The 21,081-nt window shown below is 67.6% G+C and carries 19 protein-coding genes; 16 read left to right on the top strand and 3 right to left on the bottom strand.

The features are described from left to right. Positions 1-3 precede the first annotated feature (3 nt). The 11 genes from GA0115234_RS02705 (at position 4) to GA0115234_RS02655 (ending at position 11,221) form a co-directional block, all read left to right on the top strand. Positions 4-1,788 carry a type IV secretory system conjugative DNA transfer family protein gene (locus GA0115234_RS02705; RefSeq protein WP_093539194.1) on the top strand — a complete coding sequence of 595 codons (1,785 nt, stop codon included), beginning with the start codon at positions 4-6 and terminating at the stop codon, positions 1,786-1,788. 368 nt (positions 1,789-2,156) lie between these two features. Next, positions 2,157-2,621, top strand: coding sequence for a hypothetical protein (locus GA0115234_RS02700; protein WP_176729053.1), 465 nt, complete (start codon positions 2,157-2,159; stop codon positions 2,619-2,621). A gap of 58 nt (positions 2,622-2,679) precedes the next feature. Then, the gene (locus tag GA0115234_RS02695; protein WP_093539193.1) at positions 2,680-3,282 is read left to right on the top strand and encodes a hypothetical protein; all 603 of its coding nucleotides are present in this window, start codon (positions 2,680-2,682) and stop codon (positions 3,280-3,282) included. A gap of 136 nt (positions 3,283-3,418) precedes the next feature. Continuing rightward, the gene (locus GA0115234_RS02690) at positions 3,419-4,129 is read left to right on the top strand and encodes a hypothetical protein (RefSeq protein WP_093539192.1); all 711 of its coding nucleotides are present in this window, start codon (positions 3,419-3,421) and stop codon (positions 4,127-4,129) included. Between the two features lie 72 nt (positions 4,130-4,201). Next, complete coding sequence (locus GA0115234_RS02685) at positions 4,202-4,993, top strand: hypothetical protein (RefSeq protein WP_093539191.1); 792 nt, start codon at positions 4,202-4,204, stop codon at positions 4,991-4,993. Positions 4,994-5,102: 109 nt separating this feature from the next. Then, on the top strand, positions 5,103-5,915 hold the full coding sequence (gene trpA, locus GA0115234_RS02680) for a tryptophan synthase subunit alpha (RefSeq protein WP_093539190.1): 813 nt from the start codon (positions 5,103-5,105) through the stop codon (positions 5,913-5,915). Beyond that, positions 5,908-6,435: a hypothetical protein gene (locus tag GA0115234_RS02675; RefSeq protein WP_093539189.1), complete on the top strand. Its 528-nt coding sequence runs from the start codon at positions 5,908-5,910 to the stop codon at positions 6,433-6,435. Before trpA ends, GA0115234_RS02675 begins: the two co-directional genes overlap by 8 nt. 42 nt (positions 6,436-6,477) lie before the next feature. After that, complete coding sequence (locus GA0115234_RS02670; protein WP_237541027.1) at positions 6,478-7,413, top strand: hypothetical protein; 936 nt, start codon at positions 6,478-6,480, stop codon at positions 7,411-7,413. Next, positions 7,410-8,672, top strand: coding sequence for a DNA cytosine methyltransferase (locus GA0115234_RS02665; RefSeq protein ID WP_093539188.1), 1,263 nt, complete (start codon positions 7,410-7,412; stop codon positions 8,670-8,672). The genes GA0115234_RS02670 and GA0115234_RS02665 overlap by 4 nt, the downstream gene beginning before the upstream one ends. Further along, the gene (locus tag GA0115234_RS02660) at positions 8,672-9,787 is read left to right on the top strand and encodes a DnaB-like helicase N-terminal domain-containing protein (RefSeq protein WP_093539187.1); all 1,116 of its coding nucleotides are present in this window, start codon (positions 8,672-8,674) and stop codon (positions 9,785-9,787) included. Before GA0115234_RS02665 ends, GA0115234_RS02660 begins: the two co-directional genes overlap by 1 nt. A gap of 63 nt (positions 9,788-9,850) precedes the next feature. Next, entirely contained in the window at positions 9,851-11,221 is a 1,371-nt protein-coding gene (locus GA0115234_RS02655; RefSeq protein WP_343335925.1) for a DUF317 domain-containing protein, read from the top strand. Positions 11,222-11,330: 109 nt separating this feature from the next. Here GA0115234_RS02655 and GA0115234_RS02650 read toward each other — a convergent pair whose 3' ends face one another. Next, the gene (locus GA0115234_RS02650) at positions 11,331-11,939 is read right to left on the bottom strand and encodes a hypothetical protein (protein ID WP_093539185.1); all 609 of its coding nucleotides are present in this window, start codon (positions 11,937-11,939) and stop codon (positions 11,331-11,333) included. A gap of 167 nt (positions 11,940-12,106) precedes the next feature. Then, the gene (locus GA0115234_RS02645; protein ID WP_141718379.1) at positions 12,107-13,354 is read right to left on the bottom strand and encodes an IS110 family transposase; all 1,248 of its coding nucleotides are present in this window, start codon (positions 13,352-13,354) and stop codon (positions 12,107-12,109) included. 181 nt (positions 13,355-13,535) lie between these two features. Between GA0115234_RS02645 and GA0115234_RS02640 the strand changes: the two genes are divergently transcribed. Next, positions 13,536-13,880, top strand: coding sequence for a helix-turn-helix domain-containing protein (locus GA0115234_RS02640; protein WP_161275549.1), 345 nt, complete (start codon positions 13,536-13,538; stop codon positions 13,878-13,880). Between the two features lie 454 nt (positions 13,881-14,334). Here GA0115234_RS02640 and GA0115234_RS02635 read toward each other — a convergent pair whose 3' ends face one another. After that, positions 14,335-15,231, bottom strand: coding sequence for a DUF5655 domain-containing protein (locus GA0115234_RS02635; RefSeq protein ID WP_093539182.1), 897 nt, complete (start codon positions 15,229-15,231; stop codon positions 14,335-14,337). Positions 15,232-15,499: 268 nt separating this feature from the next. On the opposite strand from GA0115234_RS02635, the gene GA0115234_RS02630 reads away from it, so the two are divergent. The 4 genes from GA0115234_RS02630 to GA0115234_RS02620 all read left to right on the top strand — a co-directional run bounded on the left by GA0115234_RS02630 (position 15,500) and on the right by GA0115234_RS02620 (position 21,078). Beyond that, complete coding sequence (locus GA0115234_RS02630) at positions 15,500-15,952, top strand: hypothetical protein (RefSeq protein WP_141718378.1); 453 nt, start codon at positions 15,500-15,502, stop codon at positions 15,950-15,952. Between the two features lies 1 nt (position 15,953). Further along, positions 15,954-16,124: a hypothetical protein gene (locus GA0115234_RS42160; protein ID WP_161275548.1), complete on the top strand. Its 171-nt coding sequence runs from the start codon at positions 15,954-15,956 to the stop codon at positions 16,122-16,124. Positions 16,125-16,519: 395 nt separating this feature from the next. Then, positions 16,520-17,719, top strand: a complete 1,200-nt coding sequence (locus GA0115234_RS02625) for a restriction endonuclease-related protein (protein ID WP_141718377.1) — start codon at positions 16,520-16,522, stop codon at positions 17,717-17,719. Beyond that, a complete protein-coding gene (locus tag GA0115234_RS02620) occupies positions 17,710-21,078 on the top strand; it encodes a pPIWI_RE_Z domain-containing protein (protein WP_141718376.1) in 3,369 nt (1,122 codons plus the stop codon). Before GA0115234_RS02625 ends, GA0115234_RS02620 begins: the two co-directional genes overlap by 10 nt. Positions 21,079-21,081: the final 3 nt, after the last annotated feature.

Genomic DNA, 21,081 nt, shown 5'->3' with positions numbered 1-21,081 from the left:
CTCTTGCCCTCCTCCTCCAGCAATTCCGATGGGTACGACATAGCCTTCCGGATCCTCCTCGGAGTCCTCGCCGTCGTCGTCCCTCTCTCGAACCTCGCCTGGCTGTCCGGCAATATCACCGCCTACCTCACCGGCCTCCCGTGGGCGCCGTACCAGCCGACTGCGGCCTTGCTCCACCCTGACCGGCTCTGGCCCCACGCCGGAGAAACGTCCCTGCTCATCGGCGCCCGCGTCGTTCCCGTCACCCTCGTCCTGGCACTCGCCGCCGCGGCCGGCGTCCTGTGGTCCCGCAAGAAGGATCACGGCGGCCGGAAGAGGAAGATCACCGGTATGGCCAAGGCCCGGGACATCGAACCGCTGATGGCCAAGGCGATCACGGACAAGGCCCGCTCCCTGAGACCGAGCCTGAAGAACGTCAAACACATTGAGGCCCACGACACCGGCATCCTGCTCGGCAACCTGCAGGGCACCCGGCACGAGGTGCGTATGGGCTACGAGGACGTGGCCGTCGCCATCATGGCGCCCCGCTCGGGCAAGACCACCAGTCTCGCGATCCCCTCCATCCTGCACGCGCCCGGCCCGGTCCTGCTGACTTCGAACAAGGCCGCCGGCGACGCCTTCACCGCCACCTACGACGCCCGCGGCCGTGTGGGACGGGTGTGGTCGATGGACCCGCAGCAGATCGCGCACGCCGCACGCGAGATGTGGTGGAACCCGCTCTCCGAAGCCAAGTCCCTCGACGGTGCAGGGCGTTTGGCGGGCCACTTCCTCGCCGCATCGGTAGATGCCTCCCAGCAGGGGGACTTCTGGTCCAAGGCCGGCAGCAACATCCTGTCCCAGCTGTTCCTCGCCGCCGCGCTCGACGAGCGGCCCATCACGGACGTGATGCAGTGGCTGGCCTTCCCCGCCGACCGCACCCCGCTGGACATCCTGCGTGACCACGACTTCACCGCGGTCGCCTCCCAGCTCAAGGGCACCGTCGAAGGGCCGCCGGAGACCCGTGACGGCATCTACGAGACGGCGAGACAGTACGCGTCCGCGCTGCTTAATGCCGAGATCGCCGCCTGGGTGACACCGCAGAAGGACGTCGCAGAGTTCCGGCCGTCGCAGTTCGTGACCTCCACCGACACCCTCTTTCTGCTGAGCAAGGACGGAGGCGGAGGGGCGAGCGCGTTGATCGCCGCGTGTGCGGACTCCGTGATGCGGGCCGCGACCGCGCAGGCAGAACGCGCCGGCGGACGCCTTGACCCGCCGATGCTCGCGATCCTCGACGAGGCCGCCAACGTCTGCAAAATCTCGGACCTGCCGGACCTGTACTCCCACCTCGGCAGCCGCGGCATCATCCCCATCACCATCCTGCAGTCCTACCGCCAGGGCCAGAAGGTCTGGGGAGACGCGGGCATGGACGCGATGTGGTCCGCATCGACGGTGAAGGTCATCGGCTCCGGCATCGACGACCCTGATTTCGCGGACAAGCTCTCCCGGCTGATCGGTGACCACGACGTCGAGACCACCTCCACCTCGCACTCCGAGTCCGGCAAGTCGACTTCCGTATCGATGCGCCAGGAGCGGATCCTGCCCGCCGACGCGATCCGCGCCCTGCCCAAGGGCAGCGCGCTCTGCTTCGCCACCGGCATGAGGGTCGCGATGCTCGACCTGCGCCCCTGGTACCTGGAGCCCGGCGCGGCGGATCTGTCTGCGGCATCCAGCCGCGCGTCGAAGGCGATCACCGCCCGCGCCGTCGCGAAGCACACGCCAACGCAGTCCGACTACGGGACGGCGGCATGACCAAGTCCCGCCTCCACCGCCGCCGCACAGATCTTCCCGGCCGGCACCAGGTGGCGCGCCCTGGCCCACCGTCCCCAGTAGCGGCACGGGACCAGACCGCTTCGAGCCGCACCCACTGACCGTCAGAGATCCGGCTGCACCTCGCCGTTTATCACCTGCGGCCCCGGCCCGCCTCCGGACCGGCCCGACCACAGGGTCGACCCGGCGCCCCACCCACTGCCCCACACCGGAGACCCGCCATCGCCACCCGACGGATACACGTCGGCCACCCACTCAGTCCCGACGCCCCGCAGATCAGCATCAACCTGACCGAGCACGCCCGTCTGCTCGGCGAGGCGGCCCCCACACTCACCGCGCTGCGCGCGGAGGTGGACCGGATACGTCAGGGCGAGATCGCCAAACCGGTCCGCGAGATCGCGCCTGTCAGCCTGCGCATACCGGAACTCGCGCTGCAATGCACACAACAGCTCCACGACCTTTCAGTCAGCCGCTACGCCACCATGGCTGGCAGCGAGGAGAATCTGGCGCGCCTCGTCGGCGCCTGCTCCCAGATCTCGCTCGCGGCCACGTTGTGCAATCTGGCGATCCACCATCGCACGGAGATTCTGCTGTACGAGGACTCCGATCCCACTCCCGCGGCCAGCCGTGACCAGCTCCGGCAGGCCGGTGACGAGATGCAGCGGGCGGCGACCACCTATCGCGCCGTCGCAGTCCGGCTCTCCCGCCGTCTGGCTTGGGCTGCAGGCTGGAGCCAGGACCAGCACACCATCGCCGGCGATTCCGCCGCGACGCTGCCGACCGCGGCCACGGCGGTCGCGCACACGAGGCGCTGACGGATTCCGCGCCCGCGCCCTGCCACCTCCACGCCTATCGCTCCCTCTTTGAGGTCTCGTGTCTTTCATAGACGTACCGGACGTGTTCATCGGATCCACCGATGACGACCACACGTTCGTCGTGCTCAACCGCCCCATCCGCGGCGCCAACGGCGTGCTGATCGCTGCCGGGTTCACCGCCCGCAAGTTGCACGGCCGGACGGTCTACCTCCTGCCGCCCGGCACGCCCGAGGATGCCAACGAGAAGGCCGGCATAGCGATGTACGGGCTCTTGGCTCACACCCACGACCTGGTCGACCTGTCCCGGACCACGCGGTGGAACCCACAGGATCCCGCGCCCGACCCTGATCTCCGCTTCACCTTCACCGGTCCCGTTCTCACAGCGGCCGCTGCTACGGACGAAGCCCGCTCGCTTCTCGAACAGCACGGCTTCGCGCCCTCGGCCGGCGGCACCTCGTACGGGCTGGTCACACCGGTAGACGAGCCCAGTCTGCTGAGCGCTGTCGTGCGCGCCGAAGCCCACGCTCATGCCGACGGCATCACCGTCCGCATCTATCTGGGCATGCCCACCCCGGACGCGATCCCTGCCCCGCCCGGCCCGGCGTCGTCCCCCGTACCCGGCAGCCGGGCCGCAGCGCCGACGCGGCGCCGCACCCTCTGACCTACCCTGGAGGCCCACCATCGCCCTGCGCCAGATCGACCTGCCTCTGCAGATCGAACTTCTCCACAAGCTCGCCGCCGAATTCACCGTCCTGCACACCACTGTCACCGCGCTGGATGCCCGACCGGGGAGCGAGTTGCTGCGGCAGCTCGGTCCGCAGATCCTCTCCGTCCAGGAACTGGTCGGCCGCACGCTGGTCCGGCTGTCTGTTCTTGACGGCAGTCAGTACACGGCTGTGCCCGGCAGCCGCTCCTCCCTGGAGACGCTGAGCGAGGTCGTCGCCTCGGCCTCCGTCGCCGCCTCGCAGCTGGCCAGGGCCGTAGCCGACAACCCACTCGAAGCCGCCGCCTTCGCCGGGACGCCCGACGCCGCGGCCACACTTCGGGCCCGGCTCGCCGATTCCGCACCCATCCTGGCCAAGAGCCTGACCACCGCCGTCCACCACCTCTCCCTGTGCGCGGCCTGCTGTCACCACACCGCCTCCGGCATTGCCCGCGATCTGAAGGATCACCCGGAACACCGCCCCCAGCTGCCCGAGTTGTCCGACGCCCAGTACGCGGCCCTCGACAAGATCGCCCAAGTAGGCGCAAACCACTACACCAGCCGCAGCGACAAGACGAGCGTCCGGGACGGCAACGGCAACACCATCCACGCGAAGCCTTTCAACGTGCTGCTGAAGCACCGCCTGATCCGCATCGACCCCGGCACCTCCGCGATCGTCAGCCGCGAGATCGAGATCACCGCCCGCGGAAGGCTGGTGCTGGACATCCAGAAGCCCGGCCGGGCACAGCCGGTGTCACCGGGCAGCGTGCCGGCCCCCGTCAAGGGCGGCAACAGGCGCCGATGACCGACTCGGTCTCCACTGAACCGCCTGCTCAACCGTCCTCACGCACCCGCCACCCGAAGAAGAACCCATTCCATGACGACCGCACTGTCCGACCATTGCCAGCTCTTCGACCTGCCCTCGCTTCCCGAGCGACTCATCACCCTGGCCGACGACTTCATCGTGCATGGCGACCTGCTGAAGGCGCTCGCTGCCACTGGCCACCTGCAGGGATCGGCCCTGCGCCAGCAGATTCCCACCACTCAGGAACTTGTCGTACTCACACTGGGAGTCCGGGAGTCCATCGATGGCACGCTCCGCAGCACCCCAGCCGTAGTCGAGGCTTCCCTGCGCCTGCGACAAACGGCCTATCTGGCAGCAGGCGCCGCCGAGGAACTGCGCGGCCTCCTGATCCTCAACGACGCCGGCCACAGCGTTGCCGCCCACCAGGCCGGGATGGCCAAGGATCTGACTGCTCTCGGCGCGGAAACTTGTGTCGCTCTCGCCGAGACAATCGCCGTCGAGACACTCCGTCAGCGAGTAGCCCAGACACGCGAAAGCGCACCCGTGCTCTCCTCCGCGGACCTTCCCGCCATGCATGCCGTGGCCCGGGGTAAGGCCCACGTCACGCTGATGCTCGGCAGGCAGTACATCTCGAACGACGACGGCGCCCGTCTGAGCATCAACACCATCCGGGGCCTAGAAACAAGAGCGCTCATCCAGCGGGAGGACGCGGACCAAGAAGGCAAGCCCCAGCGTCTTCGCCTCACTGCAGCCGGAGTCAGTGCACTCGCCAGCGCATTCGGACAGGCACCGTCCACCACACCCGGCCATCAGAGCAGCCCCTCTCCCGTCCATGCCCCGGCGCCCATGAAGCGCTCGCGCTGACCATGCGCGCCGTGTACCCGGCAGCCCGACACTGCGGTACGCCTCTGACCTCCGGCTTTCACCCCGCGGTGGCAGAAGGATCCTCAACACCCCTTGATAGGAAGCCCGATTGTCTCTACTGCCCACCCGCACCTCGCTCAGCACCCACCTGCGTTCCTCTTCTTCGGCTTCATTGGGTGTGTTCCTGCCCGCCGGACTCATGGCCCCGCACGCCGAGCGGCGCACCATCGATGTGCTCGCCGAGAGTGGCACCGACCTCTTCGAGATCGGTGTCCCGCACCGGGCACCCGTCCTGGACGGTCCGGTCATCACCTCCGCCTACCACGAGGCACTGGCCCGCGGCACTCGTGTGCGCGATGTGGTGGACACGGTCTCGCACGCCGCCTCACGCGCCCCGGTCGTCGTGATGGCGTACTGGGAGTCCGTCGCCCGGTACGGGACTCGTCTGTTCGCCCGTGACATGAAGTCGGCCGGGGCCGCCGGGGTGATGGTCGTCGACCTGCCCGACTCCGTGGCCGGGACCTGGGCGGCCATGCTCACCAAGACCGGCCTCTCCTCTCCACGGCTTGTGCCCCCGCACACCGCAGACAACGAACTCGACGAGGTGTGCGCGTCGGCGTCCGGGTGGCTCTACGCCCCAGCCGCCCACGAGCCCACCGGCTACCAGGGTCCTGTTGACCTTGAGGGCCTGGCCCGGTCGGTCCGGAGGCTGCGGAGGGCGTCACCGCTGCCGGTCGTCTCGGGCATCGGTATCTCCACCCCGGCCCTCGCCCGGTCCGTCGCGCCGCTGGTCGACGGTGTCATGGTCGGCTCCCCCATCGTGGGCGCCCTCACATCGGCCGGCCGTGAAGCAGCAGCCGCTCTCGTCGCCGACTTCGCCACCGCCGTCAGTGCGCCCGCCGAGGACTCAGCCCATGAGTGACAGCGAGACCACGATCGCCCTCGACCTTGCCTTGCTCGGCAAGGATGCCGCCGCCCTGTGCACAACGCTGCGGAGCGAACCAGCGACGAGCTGGTCCCACCAGGCGCTGGACATCATGACGGCCCAGGACCTCGCCAAACGAGCCCTCTTCCTCTTCCTGCACTTTTCCAAGCAGCCGGCGTGTGCCCGGCCAGAGGGACGCCAGGCTCTGGCGCACCTGGGCCTTGTCGCGGAGTCGGTCCAGGTCGTCTCCGGTGAGCTGTCGGCTGCTCTTGCCCGCAAGGCGGAGAACGCGCGCATTGCCGCTCTGCGCTCCGCCAAGCCCGTCTTCGTCGGGCCTTCACCCGCCCAACGCGTTGCTGTCGCCATCGACTTGCTGGCGAGGGTGCCGGTGCAGTGTGCGGAAGGAGCGAAGTGGGTGTCCACCGCCGAGCGCCTCCAGGCAGCCCGGGACCGCGCAGTTTCCACCACCCCGCCAGCGCCCGCCACCGCTTCCACGGCCCCGCCGCGGCACCGCTGAGTCCACAGCCCCCTTCCCTCGTATTTCCCGGAGTTTTTCCTCTTGCCTCACCCCCGTCACCGCATTCTGTCGCTCGGCGCCGGAATCCAGTCCAGCACGCTTCTAGCACTCTCAGCCAACGGTGTTCTCCCCAGAGTCGATTACGCGATTTTCGCTGACACCGGCTGGGAACCCGCTGCCGTCTACCGTCACCTTGACCGGCTCGAAAAGGAAATAGCCGAACCTGCCGGAATTCCGGTCCTTCGCGTCTCCTCCGGGAACATCCGCAGGGACGCCCTCGACCCGGAGCACCGATTCGCCTCGATGCCTCTCTACATTCTCAACAAGGACGGGAAGCCGGGAATGACCCGGCGCCAGTGTACAGGCGAATACAAGATAAAGCCGATCAAACGACAGGTCCGAGACATTCTCGGATACCCCTATCCGGCCCGGATACCCAAGGGTGTCTTCGTCGAGCAGTGGGTCGGAATCTCCACCGATGAATTCCATCGCGCCAAGGACGCCGATGTCCAGTACATGCGCAACCGGCATCCCTTGATCGTCGACATGAACTGGTCGCGCACGGACTGCATCAGCTACCTCACGTCTCTGGGGCTGGCCGACACCCCGAAATCGAGCTGTCTTGGGTGTCCATTCCACGGCAACGCGCAGTGGCGGAACATCAGGGACAACTCACCGGCCGAGTGGGCGGACGTGGTGGAATTCGACAAGGCCATCCGCAACGGAAACGCCCGAGCAAATGCCAGTGGGAACCGGCTGCTGGGCGAGGCGTACCTCCACCGCTCCCGCGTTCCGCTCGGCGAAGCCCCCATCGACCATGTCACCGCCGCCGAATGGGCGGCACTCCAGGCGGATTCCGATACGGCGCGGACCAACGCCGAGGAGCTGGAGCTGGGCGTTACCGATGGCTGCTCACCATGGGCGTGCCGCGGTTCCGAAGCAGATCCCTCGCAGGATGATTTCGGGCTGGCCGTATGAGGGGACTCGTTCTTGATCTGTTCGCGGGTCCGGGCGGTTGGAGCCACGCTCTGGCCGTTCTGGGTGTCCGGGATGTGGGTCTGGAATGGGATGAATGGGCCTGCAAGACACGCGCCGCCGCGCGGCTGCAGACCATACGCACCGATGTCGCCCTCTACCCGGTTCATCCGTTCGTCGGCCGGGCTTGGGGTGTGCTGGCGAGCCCGCCCTGCCAGGCATGGTCGATGGCCGGCAAGCGCCTCGGGCTGCTGGACCAGCCACTCGTCCACACGGCTGTCGCCGACCTCGCCGCGGGCCGCGACACCCGCGAGAGGCTCCTCGCCTCCTGCCGGGACGCGCGCAGTCTTCTGGCCGCCGAACCGATGCGGTACCTCCGCGCACTGAACGTGGTCGGCGAGCCCGAGTGGGTCGCCATGGAGGAGGTCCCGGACGTCCTGCCGCTGTGGAGGCAGTACGCGGCGATCCTCCGGAGCTGGGGATTCTCGGTCTGGACCGGGATCCTGAACGCTGCCGACTACGGCGTGCCGCAGACACGCAAGCGGGCGATTCTGCTCGCTTCCCGTACCCGTACCGCCGAGCCCCCGCCGCCCACACACGCCCGGTATCCCGAGCCGGAGAGCCTTTTCGGGCCGGGCCGCGAGAAGTGGGTGTCGATGGCCCAGGCGCTCGGCTGGGGCGCCACCGACCAGCCCGTTCCGACCGTGTGTGCGGGGGGAGGTCCCGGCGGCGGCCCCGAACCCTTCCCGTCCGGTTCCCGGAAAACGCTCGCCAACGCCCGCGACCGCGGCACATGGACACCACGATCGGACCGTGTCGTCCCACCATCCCGCCGGGCGGCGCGGCGCAGCACCCACGAGAGCTGCACGGCGACCGGTCTCGCGCCGTGCATCTGCGAGGCGCACCGCTGGTCCTGGTCCCTGCGGAGCAACAACCAGGCCCACGCCACCGTCCGGCCGCTTTCCGAGCCGGCGGGGACGCTGTTCTTCGGGCACCGCGCGAATGAGTGCACCTGGATTGCCGAACCCCCAGCCACCCAGCAGGCTGAGGCGGGGCCAGAGCCTGTCCCGGACCCGATCCGGATCACCGCCCCCGAGGCCGCCGTCCTGCAGACGTTCCCGGAGACCTACCCCTGGGCAGGCAACAAGGGCCAGCAGTTCTCGCAGATCGGCAACGCCGTCCCCCCGTTGCTCGCGGGCCACCTGCTCGCCCCGCACCTGGGCGTTCCCCTCAATCCCGACGACTTCACCCTGGCCGCCTGATGCCCCGTACTCCCGACCCCGAAGCAGACGACCTTGACGCCGTTCCGCCGCCGCATCCGGTGTTCCACATCGAGCAGGCGCTCCTCGGCGCGCTCCTGCTCGATCCGCGGCATCTCGACGACGTGACCGGGATCGCCCCCGCTTCGTTCTCCACCGCCGCGCACACCGCGCTGTTCGCCACGATCCTCTCGCTGCCGGTCCCGGACCCGGTCGAGCACGCCACGACCACGAAATGGCTCGACCAGGTGCTTGCCGCCGCCCGCGACCAGGCGCGCGGACTGTCCGTTCTCTACCTGCAGACCCTGATCCAGGTCTGCCCATCGGCCCGGCACGCGCCTGCTTACGCCCGGATAGTCGAGGCAGAACACTCCCGTCGTCGACTCGCCGCTGCCGCCCAGCGTCTCATGCGTACCGCTGTGGACATCTCACTCCCGCAGCGCGTGACCACCACCCTCGCCGAAGCAGAGAACCTCACCGTCGTGGTGGACGACATCGCCGCCCGGTTCCCGCCCCACGCCGGATCCATGCCCCGCACCCCGGCACCGCCGACGGCCATCCACCATGACGAAGAGGCCCTCGACGAGGAGAGGCTGCTGCTCGCGACCTCGACCTTGCACGCAAGCAGCGTCGGTCGGATGCGATGGCTGACCCCTGGCGACTTCACCCACTCTCTGCACGCCGGACTGTGGCAGTGCCTGACCGCTCTGACGCGCCGCGGCACCCCCGTCGACCGCATGACGGTCCTGTGGGAAGCGCAGCACCGCGGTCTCCTCACCACCGGTGCCAGGCCGAGGGAGCTGCTCGATCTCCTCGCAGGAACGTCCGGATCGCCGGAGCACTGGGGCGAGCGCGTCCTCCAACGCTCCGTCCTTACGACCGCGCACCACGCCGGCCGGCGTATCGAGGCATACGCCGGCGACCCGGCCACCACGCCGTATCAGCTCGTCGTCGGCAGTCGCCGCGCGCTCGCCGACCTCTCCGCGGTGCGGACGCGCTGGCAGCACGCCGCCTCGCCCCCGCCGACGGACAACCCCACACGCACCAAGTCCGCGGCAGCGCCCCGGGCCGGTCCCCCGCGGACCACGGCTCCACTCACCGCCCGCAACGCCCGTTGACCCCGAACCCGTCGGTGGCCGGACCTCCGCAGTCCGGCCACCGGCAGAAGAGAGAACACCTTGGTGACCACCTCGTCCCTCGACGCGCACGTGCGGCTCGACAGCCACCCTGCCCACTCCAGTGCCGTGACCGCCTCCCTGACCGGTACCCAGGCCCACGTCGCGCACGTGGCTCTGGAGGCCGACGGCTGGGTCGCGGTTGCCGAGAACATCCTCGTGCTGGCCCGCATCGACCGTGAGGAGCCGTACTGGGCGGAGAAGGCCGCCCAGGCCCTGAACGCCGAGGGGATCACCACCGAGATCGCACCGAAACTGCGTGAGGCGATCGACGAGGAATGGACCTGGGCCAACTACCCGATGTCCTGGTGCACTCGCAGCGACATCCGTGAGGTCTCCGACCAGGCCCAGAAGATCTACGACGACATCCAGTACGGTCACCTCCTCATCCACGCCCACGCCCAGGACGGTGACACCACCGTCGCGGTCGGCACCTACCTCAGTGGCGGCAAGAGCGTCTATCTCCACGGCGAGAACCACCTGCGGCAGGTCGCCTGCACCTTCGACTCGCAGGCCCAGGCTCTGGTCGCCTTCGAGAAGGCCCACGGCGACACCATGCGCCCCGGACCGGCACCCATGACGGACACGGAGCGCGCCGCCGCCGGAGCCCGAACCTCGCTTGAAGCACCGGCAGCCGAGCACGAGGCATCCCTCCCGGTGCCGGAGACGGTCCCCGCGTACGCCGCCGATGCCGGCGACCACGACGCGCTCCTGGACGCTTTCCTCGACGCACACGGCGACTGGCAGAAGTGGCGCACCTGGTCAGACGAGACCACCCACGCCATCCACGAGGAACAGACCCTGCGCATCGAGCACATCCACGACGCCGTCGCCCGGGAGACCGCCTGGACCGTAGCGGCGTACGAAACACCGGTCTCCGAACGCATGTGGGTCCTCACCGCGACCGGCGCCACCCCCGCCCCGGTACTGCAGGCCCTGCTGGATCACCTCGCCTTCAACGATGGCTGGGACACAGCCCTCGGCACCCCGGTGGACGAGAAGACCGTCACCGCCGCCACGCAGCCTCTCTCCGATGCCGGGTGGAAGCACACCGTGGACGGACGCTGGATCCGCTGGACGTCCTCCGCCGGAGACTCGGGAGTCCAATTCGACGCCTTCGCCGCGCAACACCCCATCCAGAACCTCGACACCTGGACCATCTGGGCCGGCCCGAGCCCCGACCACGCCGCCTGGACCCTCACCGCATCTCCGTACACCCCCAGCCCGCTGCTGGCCGACCTGTCGGAAACCCTCGCCCACGGAACCGGCACCCGCCTGCCCCAGGCCACCACTCGAGTGCGTACGAGGAGCCTTCCCACCGCGGCCATGGCTGCACCCGTGGCCAAACCCAGCCAAACCGTCAGCCGCCCACGCTGATCACCAGGGAACAGAGTGACGGGCCATCGCACACCAGTGCACCCCAGCCCGACGGCCTGCTACCTCACCTACGGGCCAATCGCTGATCGGCAAACAGGATGCGCCACTGTCACGTAGTTTCGCGCTCCACCCGCCACCGTGCCAGACAAGCCGTGCGATTGAACTCGTACGTGGGCGACCACAGTCCCACTTCGGGCCCGTGCCCGGTGGGGTTGGTCCGCAGCATCGTTCTGTGGCCCTGTACCCCGCATGCGAGGGCTGCCACCGTACGCAAGTCCACGTCTTGCTCGACGCGCTGAAGGTGCGCCAGGATGCGGGTAAAGGCAGTCCTGTTACTCCACGCTACCTGCTTCGTGGTCAGCTTCAGCGATTCAGCGCGCAGGACGTCAGGGGGTATCGCGCCGATGGCTTCGCCTATGCCGGGTGCGCCAGGCCGGTGCCCCCGGCCGACGGTGGCCAGCACGGCATGTGCGGCCAGCACCGCAGCAAGGATGTTCTCGTGCACGACCACGTCGTCGGGTGTGCCGTCGGACGGCGGCAGTCCCGCAGCCTCTGCGGCTATGTAGAGCTCGATGACCGGTGCATCCAGGAATCTGCCGGTGCCCAGTCTTGCGGTTCGGCGGGCCCATCGCCTGGCATGGGCCTGCCAGAATCCGGCTGAGAGGTCCTCGTCGGTCAGGTGCCGGCACACGGTGCCGAGATTGGTTTCGTCGATCATGAGTTCTCCGAAGTCGTTCGGCTAGTGGTGTTCGGGGGCGGGCGGACAGCGCTGCGGGCGCCATTCCCGCGCTGGGGCTCGGGGGCCCGAGATGGTCTGGGCGTCTCCCGCTCTGTCCACCCGCCCCCTTTTCCCGCCCCCGGGTGCTGTGCCGGCGCGGTGCGTTGTCACCCGGCCCGGCTCTCGGCAGGGTGGATGTCCCGGAAGGCGAGGGTTTCGTCGTAGAGCCGGTGCGTGGCCATGCAGTGGTGCAGTGCCCGGAGAAGACGTGCCGCAAGGTTCCGCAGGGCCCCGTTGTGGCTCTCGCCCCCTTCACGGCGCCTGCGGTAGAAGGCTGCCGCTCCGGGTGATTTCGTCAGCGAGCAGAAGGCCGCCTGCCAGATGGCCTCACGCAGCGTTTCGTTGGCGAAGCGCCGGTGGGAGGTGCGCTGGGCAAGGCCGCTGGCCCAGACGACGGGCACGACGCCCGCGTAGGCGCACAGGTTGCGGGCCGTGGCGAAGCGGCCGGGCTCATCACCGATTTCGCCGAGGATGCGGGCGCCGAGAAGCGGACCGATGCCCGGGAAGGACTGCAGGACGAGAGCGTCCGCATGCGCACCGAACGCCTCTGCAACTTGTTCGGACAGCTGAACGGCCGCATCGCAGGCATGGTCAAGGGTGTCCAGTACGGCCCTCATCTCGACGCCCTTGGCCGCCTCGACCATGGGGTGTGTGCGCAGCGCCGGGCGTCTGAAGTGGAGGCTGAGGCGTTCGGCTTCGTCGTCGACGGTCCGCCACCGGCCGGCATCGCGAAGGATGCCGGCGAGTTCGGTGCGGGAGAGCGCGGCTGCCCTGGCCGGGGTGGGGGCGGCGGCGAGGACGGCACGGGCCTGGGCGTGGCGCAGCGTGAGGCGGGGCCACGCCGTGACGGCGGCCGGGTAGTAGGTGACCAGCACGGCGCGCAGTTGGTGCAGGGCACGGCTGCGGCGTTTGACGGCCGCGACCTGCGCCCGTGCCAGGACCCGGACGGCCCGTGCCTCGGGGGAGCTTCTGGGGACGGGGCGGAATCGGTCTCCGCCGGTTCGGAGCATGTCCGCCAGGAGGTAGGCGTCCGCCCGGTCGGATTTCGTCAGTCCCATCGTGGTGGCCTTGCGGGTACGGGCCGCGAGCATCGGTTCGATACCGACGACGGTCAGTCCCGCGTCTTCCATGGCCTGGAAGACAAGACCGTCGGGGTCTTCCGTCCCGATGGGGATGGTGCGCCATCGGGTCCGGTTGCAGGAGCGCAGAAGATCCTGCACCTCCGCGACGGGGTCGGAGGTGTTCTTGTATATGACGCGGCGGAATCCGAGCCGTGTGCCGTCCCGTGCGATCACTGCGCAGTCGAGCCACCGGTCTGCCCAGTCCACCGCAGCGTACATCGTTGCGGAAACCACGGCTACTCGCCCTCCCTTGTAAGCGGCATCCCGCCCACGCACCACTCGCCCAGGTGTGCCCTCATCACCCACACGAGTGGACCATACATGGTCCAACGGTGGGTTGAGTGCCCGCCCTCGCACCTGCGACGGAACGATGACCACCAGGCAGCCGCCGTCACGGAACACGAAGGGGGTGGAGATGCCACGCAACCCCCGGCACACAGCCCCGGCAGAGCACGTGACCCATGGCCAGTGGCCGGACGTCACCCTCGCGCCGGACGCACCCCTCACCGCCCATTACGGCGTGGCCCTGGCCCGCAGACTCGCTGCCGTCATGAAAGACCGCTCACTGAGCGACCGCGCCGTAGCCCGCCTCTCCGGCATGTCCCACAACACCATCGGCCGGATCGCCCGCGGCGAGGTACTACCAGATCTCGGCACAGTCGCCCGCCTCGAAGTGGCACTGCAGACCAGCCTGTGGCCTTCGGCCCTGTGGCACACCTTCACCCCTGACGCCTCGGGCGGAACACCAGCCCAGCCCTGAGAGGTACGCCCCGCTGCCCGCACCCGGGAATCAACCTGCCCCGAAACCGCGCCGCGCCCAGACGGGCAGGCTGATCTCTCACAGACATTTCTCATGCCGCGGTCAAGCGGCGAGGGCCACTGGGGACGTGAGCTCGTAGCGCCGCAAGAGGGCCCACAAGACGTTGGCGCGGCGACGGACGGAAGACGAACTCGGCCCCAGGTAGGTGACGTCCACTGCGGCATCGCGTCAGCACTGCTCTTCGCGGCATCAGCGCGTCAGCTCAGTTGGACGAGGCCACGGCGAGAACCTCGTCAAAGCCGGGGAACATAGCGCAGGGTCGCCGGTTGGCCAAACCGGCAACCCTGCGCATCATTGATAGTCCACCGCCACGACCTGCCCGTACGTCGGAAGGCACCACCCGGGAAACCACAGACCAAGCGCGAAGCGCGCATGCCCAAAAGCCATCAGGCCATCACGCCGCCGCGTAGCTCGCGCGGAAAAGATCCTGCGCTCGCGCCACGTCCCTCGGCGTGCGGAGCTGGACCTCCAGGTCGCCCGTCCCGTGGTGGCCGAGCCCAGACACGTCCCGAGTGAACCCCGGGACGAGGTCTACGTCCTTCGGATCGACCTTCAGGTAAACCAGCAGCTTGGTGCGCTGCGGCGGGCAGAGGCAGGCGAAGTTCCGCAGCCGCTGATACGCCCGGTACTGCTTGCGCTCGACGCGGTTCACGCCGTCTCCGAGACCGAGCAGCGCCTCGTCGACCGCATCGGCCAGCTCCACCATCGCCCCGCCCTGGACATCGACTGCTGCCCGCGCGGTAGCCCGTCGGCGCCCCCGACGGGCTACCTGTATACCGCCGCCCACGGACGCTACGGTCTCAAGCCCGAGCAGGTCACTGCCGAAAAGCCGGTAGCGGACCAGGTCGATCGACCTCCGGTGCTCACGCACGGCATGTACGTCGTAGCGCGTGAAGTCGCCGGCGATACAGACAAGGCGCGGTCCGCTCCACAGCACCTGGGATGCGGCCATCACCCCGAGCCGGCCGCGGACCAGGTGCTCGAACTCGGCGCGATGATCCATCAACCACGCCAAGTAGAAGAGGCCCTGATTGATGACACCGGCATCGACGCCCCGCTTGTATTCGACGATGACCGGTGATCCATTCTCGTCCAGCCCGAGCGAGTCAATCCGGCCGCCGTGGACCGGCCCGGTGCCGTACTCGCTCGCCAGGAAGCGGACGCCCAGCAGAGCCTCCATATGCTCCTCAACGAGCCGCTGTACATCTGCCTCGACCTCAGCAAGATGCGGCGCGACCTCGGTCACGTCGCTATTCGTCGTGTCCGTGCGGAACAGCTTCAGCCCCGACACCTCCCCCTTCTCGGTTCAGGGGTCATCAACGCCGGGCCTAGGCTGGATTATTTCCGAAGAGGCTTCGAGGGCGTGAAGGTCGCAGGAAAGACTGCGCCCGAGTCGCCGATGAGCATCCATGTCCCACAGTACCCATGCGCCACCAAATCCCACATGCGTCCCACAAAACACATGACACACCGTCACATGCCAGGAAACCCGCAGGTCAGAAGGTATCCCTCTTGGGTAAAGCAGGCGCCTTCTAAGCGCCCATTCCACGTTCTCCACCGTGATGAACACCTTCGACGATCATTCAACAGTCACAACAGTGTTTGCCGCGTGGATGCTTCTGGAGGAAGCGGCTCGTTTCACCTGGCTGACTCAGGACCTGCACGACGAGGAAGCGTTCGTGCGGCGGTCCACTCAGTACTTCGACGAATTCCGGAAAAAGCAGAACGCGATCGCTGCGTTCGCCAGCAACGGTGTTGCCCTCGCCGCAGCCACCAGGTTGCTGAAGACACCCGATAACGTCGTCGAGGGTCCGGAGACGATCATCAAGGGTCGTCAGCCTCTGCCGTCGATCGACAAGATGCTCCTGCTGATGGGGACGCCCTATCCCGAGCCGGGCTGGCTTCCCGTGACCTACTCGCTCCTCAGCCAAGTCACGCACAGCACTCCCGTAGGCGTCGTCCACATGACCCGCTATCGAGGGCGTTCTGTCCGCCCACGAGATCTCCCCTGAGATGCTCTCTCTCGCTCTGGACGTGGCCTGCCTGGGCAGCGCACGCCTGCTCGGCATATCCGGCCTACTGCTGTCCCAAGGCAGTGACGAGGCGCAGCAGTACGCGACCAGCTTGGAAAGACGCGCCTACGAAGTCCACGACACCGCCCGTCTGGTACACGGGCTGGGCTGAGCCCACATCGCGCACAGGGTGAGCGTCCGCCGCTGGAGTCCTACCGGGCGGTCTGCAACTCACAGCGCCCATGCCAGTACAGCGCGGCCGTCTTCGCCCACGCATCGTCCTGGACATGCACGTGCCTGTCGAGTCTCGTAGGCCACCGCTATGAGTTGTGAGACATGGCGGGGAGCGGCCCATGCGGCTGCCCGTACGGCCGCGATCTTGAAGTCTGGGCCCGTTCCGCCTCCAGGGCCCGCTGAGAGAGGGTGTCCCAGCAGGTATCGGGACTGGAGCCAGACCGCGTTGCCAGAAAGAAGCACGGGACCATGCGCGGTACATGCAGCCCGACCTCACCATCAGCTACTCTCTGCTATGTTTCAGTGGCATTTGGTGATCATTGAGGGGTTCTCTTGGCCGCCCACGCAACACTGCCGGGGGATCCGGCGCGGCTGTCACGTCTGATGCAAGTGTCTCCTGACCTGGCCGACGACTACATGACGCTCGAACTGCTGGCAGCGGGTCTGGCGGGGATCCAGGCAAACCAGCAGAAGGCGCTGTGGAGCTCCGCTCAGCCTTCCGGAGACCCCACGGGCTTTCCTCCGGCGTGGAAGGCCGGTGTAACGCGCCTGCTTTGGCGGGCGTTGGAGGACGGCTGCCGCGAGGTGACCTCGCATGCGGATGTTTTCCGCTGGTGCCGCGTACCTCTCGGGCAATGGCCCCTTGCGCTGTGGGTCGCTCAGAGCGATTCTGATCTACTTCTGATCGAAGACGGTCAACCGTCGGCGTTTGCCGAACAAGCCGCGCGGCTCCTGCTGTCCAAGGACCCTGAAGCGGAACTGGTCGAGAATCGGTGCTACGAGCTGATGATCGCCGTGGCCGACCGAAACGGGGAAACCGAACAGGAGGTCCAGGACAACTACGTACAGCTCCGGGGCTTCCTGACGAAGCACGCGGTTGCCTCCGACATCGACCTTCTGGGTCTACTACGGGCGTTCCCTGCGACGGACCCCAACGGGCAGCCGTGGGTGAAGCACTGGTTCGGCCAGTGCTACCGGGCTCAGCCGGCCAGCAGCGGCGTCGTACTCAGCTTCTGCGACGGCTGCGAGAACCCGGTCTCCGGTCAGTGTGACTGCGGAACGCCGGGCTGCACGGGTAGTCCGGTTGCCCGAACTGTGGAGACCATGTCCGAATACTTTGTGCAGAACAGGGCTGTTCGGCGCTTCTTCCACGATCCCGGGCTGGCGGAGCAACGGATGTTTGCTGCCCTGGAGCCGGAATTCGGACAGCGTATGCGCCCTTGGTGGGGCATGGATGCGGTGGACGTGGCCATCGACTTCGAAGGTACCGGAAAAATGGGAGTCGGTGAGTGGTGGGCCGCCGACGTGAAGGATCACGCCAGCGCCACACTTCTCGGGCGCTCTTTTCGCTGGAACCCACGTGCTGCCTCGAAGCGGCGGATCCTCGTAATCGCACAGCACCGCTTTGAACAACCCGACTACGTGGATGACCTCACCACTTCGCTGCAAGGGCGCGTGCAGGGAATTGAGGTCATGAGTGAGACTGCGTTCGTCGCCGCCGTCCTGGCGCATGGCGGGCGGCGATGTCGATGAGCCGGGACGTTGAAGGCTGGTTCGAAGCGCTGGAAAAGAAGGCGTCGTCATCAGGCGTGGCCGAGAGTATCAAGCTCTTCTTGTCGGTCCGTGAGTTCTTCCGAGTCGAGCTCGGGCTGTTTTTCCTGTCCGAGTACGCGCCCGGCCAGCCGGCCACCCTGATGCGCAAGTTGCTCGACGGGTACGCCCTGCCGGGGGCTGGCACCGAGACGGTCGTGCGAAACGTGCGTCGCCGCATGGGGCCTACGGCGCGGGGCGGCCAGTGGCGGCTGCGTCTCAACGACTACTGCAAGGTGCCTCCCCACCTGCGGTTGTTCGAGCTTGACGAGGGTGCCGGGCCGCGCGTGGTCCACGGCAGCGTTCTTCGTCGCCGGGGAAGTTCCACGCTGCCGGAGCGGGAGCAGGCGTATAGGGATGCGATGTCGGTACCCGTGTCCTACAAGGTGGAGGCAGGTCATGATCCCGCTTCGCCGGGGATGCGGGTACGGCTCAAGCGATCGGACGGCAGCATCCTCCGGTTCCGGATTCCTGACTGGCTGGAGGAGGCTGCACCCGAGCGGCGTCTGGAACCTAAGACGCGCAGAACCAGGCGTCCCTTCCCGCAGCTTACGGAGGACGACTTCCGCCAAGCGGCCAAGGAGATGGATCAGCGGCTCAGTACAAGTGAGCGATACCGTACGGAGAATTTTACCGGCCGTGTAGGGAGGATGGTCTTTTCTCGCACGGACAGCAAGGCCGGATGCCTGACGGACGGCCTCGACATCTTCACGATCGACGGACTGGCTCACGTCGTGGGCCTGATGAACTCAGGGAAGACCACCTTTAACGACGTTCTGGTCAAAATCTGTACCGACCGCGGGCTCAGGGTCGGGTACCTGGTCTCCTCCGTCGGGAACGCACTGGAGAAGGTCCGTTTCTTCCGGAGTCTGGGCATCGACGCCGTTCCGTTGATCGGCCACAGGAACCGTCCCGCGCACGTGGAACGCTACTGGGACGACCTTCTCTACGCACCGGACAACGGCCAGGCGCCGCCCCTTCCGGACGGCAACGACGAGGTCGCTGCCTTCACTACAGACATCTGCCTGCTGGACAGTCTTCTCGAACCCTCCGGTCCCGTTGCCACACCGCTCTCCATGGATGAGCGCCCCTGCCGGAACAAGCTACGTGTCGACACCTCGGGCAAACGAGCACCGATTGTCGACTGTCCGCTTCTCGCGGTGTGCCCGGCACAGGCAGCCGTACGCCGAATCCCTACGGCACAGGTCTGGGTAGCGACGCCAGCCGCCCTCCTCGCCAGCAGGGCGGAGCCCGCCTCCTACAAGACGCAGTGGGTGATTCCTGCCCAGCACGAACTCGACCTCCTCGTGGCCGACGAGGCCGACCAGGTGATGACGCAGTTCGACAAGGCGTTCATGCACCACGAACCACTGACTAGTCCCGACGGCTGGAGCAGCCGCATTGCGCTGGCCTGGCATGAGGGGCTGGCGCGCACGTGGTACCGGCCGATGGCGGACCGGCAGGGGCGGCGATACCAGCAGTACGCGACCTATCACGCCGAGGCTCTGGCCGGGTTGCTGCCGCTGCTCATGAGGCCGTCGGCCGAGGGGCACGAGGAGGCCCGGGACGCGGGCGGCGAGCTCTTGGAGGAGGTGACGGCTGACGGGCCGTTCAGCGGGCACACCCTGCTCATGCGGCTGGCGCGGGCCTTGCACGGCATCACCAGCCGAGTCGAAGAGCAGCAGCAGTCGCACCTGTGGGAGCGAGCCGAGGAGTACTTCCATACTCACTTCGCCCGTCTTGTCGAAGACCCCTTCGGTTCCCCTCCCGCCAGCCTGAAGTCGCTGGTCGACACGATGACCTCTGGGTACGACACCGAGAAGAGCGCCGAGGAAGTAGCCCAGGACTGGCTCACGCACCACATCCCCGAGGACATGCCCCACCCCGACGATCGCTTGGCCGAGCTCGCGCGAGTCCTCATCGCGGGCTGTTGGAGTGCCCGCGTCACAACCACCGTGTTCGAGCTTTCCCACATGCAGGAATCGCTCCGCGCGCTTATGGCCGTGGAGGACACGAACAATCTGCTCGCCCACCAGCCGAGGCCAGAACTGCTCGCGGTTGTGCCCGAACAGCCGATGGGCAACATGATGGCCCTCCAGTGGACCCCCAGCCCAAAGGAGGGCAGAGGTTCGCTGGACTTGTTGTGGCTTCGCGGGGTCGGACGGTGGCTGCTCTATCACCTGCACGACATGCTTGCCTGTGAGGGAGTCGAGGGCCCGCACGTGCTGCTGTCCTCGGCGACCAGCTACAACCCGCTCTCTGCCCGCTACCACATCGACGTTCTCCCCACACTGATTCTGCACGAGCCTCCCGACTGTGCCGCTGCCATCCGGGAAAGCAGGTTCTACACCCGGCCGCGGCGGCGCCCTGGGCACGAACGCGGCATCTACGTCTCAGGAGCCGGTGGCCGCAGCGCCCGCCAAGCCGCCGTGAGGGCGATGACGGACGCGGTCTGCACCCCCGACCCCGGGGCGCCCCTGTCTCTCCTGGAACAGGTACTCCAAGGATGCGAACCTGAGCGCAGAAGGGCTCTGTTCGTGGTGCTCAGCACCGAGGACGCAGCCACCAGCGCCCACTACATGAACACCCGGACAGCCGTGCGTGCGGTGCACGTCGTACCCGACCGCCGGGCGCCCGGGCTCTACGGACTCAACCATCGCCGCATCTCTGCCTTCCCAAAGACCGATGCCCAGGTCATGGCGGCTGCCGAGGGCTCTGCTGGCCGCGGCCACAACATGCTCAACGACCACGGGGTCGCCGCAATCCAGGCCATCTTCTACCTGGCACGCCTCCACCCCCCGCCCACCGACCTCTCCTTCCCTCTCGCCATTCTCAACGCCCAGGCCATACAGCGCCTTCTGAAGCCGGTTCTGTGCGACACCCCCGGCACCGACGCGGCGGGCGAGATGAGGAAACTGGCGTACGGCGCTCGTGCCACCTGGGGGACGATGATGGGCCGCCCTCTCAACTTCCGGGCGATGAAAGACGACTACCTGCGCCACGCCTTCATCTCAGACCAGTCAGCTTCGCTCTACCAGACAACCGGTCGGGGGCTGCGCGGCAATGTGCCCGTCCAGGTCTACCTCCTTGACGCGGCGTTCGCCCCACGCGCGGCAGACCCTCGCGACACCGCCCCGGACACCGAGCGAACCAGCGTGCTGATCGCCTGCCGAGAACTCACACGCCGCATGCTCGCCGATCCAGGGCCGGCAGCCGACTCCCACGTGCGCCTCAACCATGAGATCTACACCGCCACGTGGAGTCTGCTGGGGCACCTTCTCGACACCATCGACTGGGGATAACAG

Source organism: Streptomyces sp. DvalAA-43, from assembly GCF_900091725.1.
Lineage (GTDB): Bacteria > Actinomycetota > Actinomycetes > Streptomycetales > Streptomycetaceae > Streptomyces > Streptomyces pulveraceus.
Note: the sequence above shows the minus strand (reverse complement) of the source record. Positions and strands in the feature narration are given on the sequence as shown.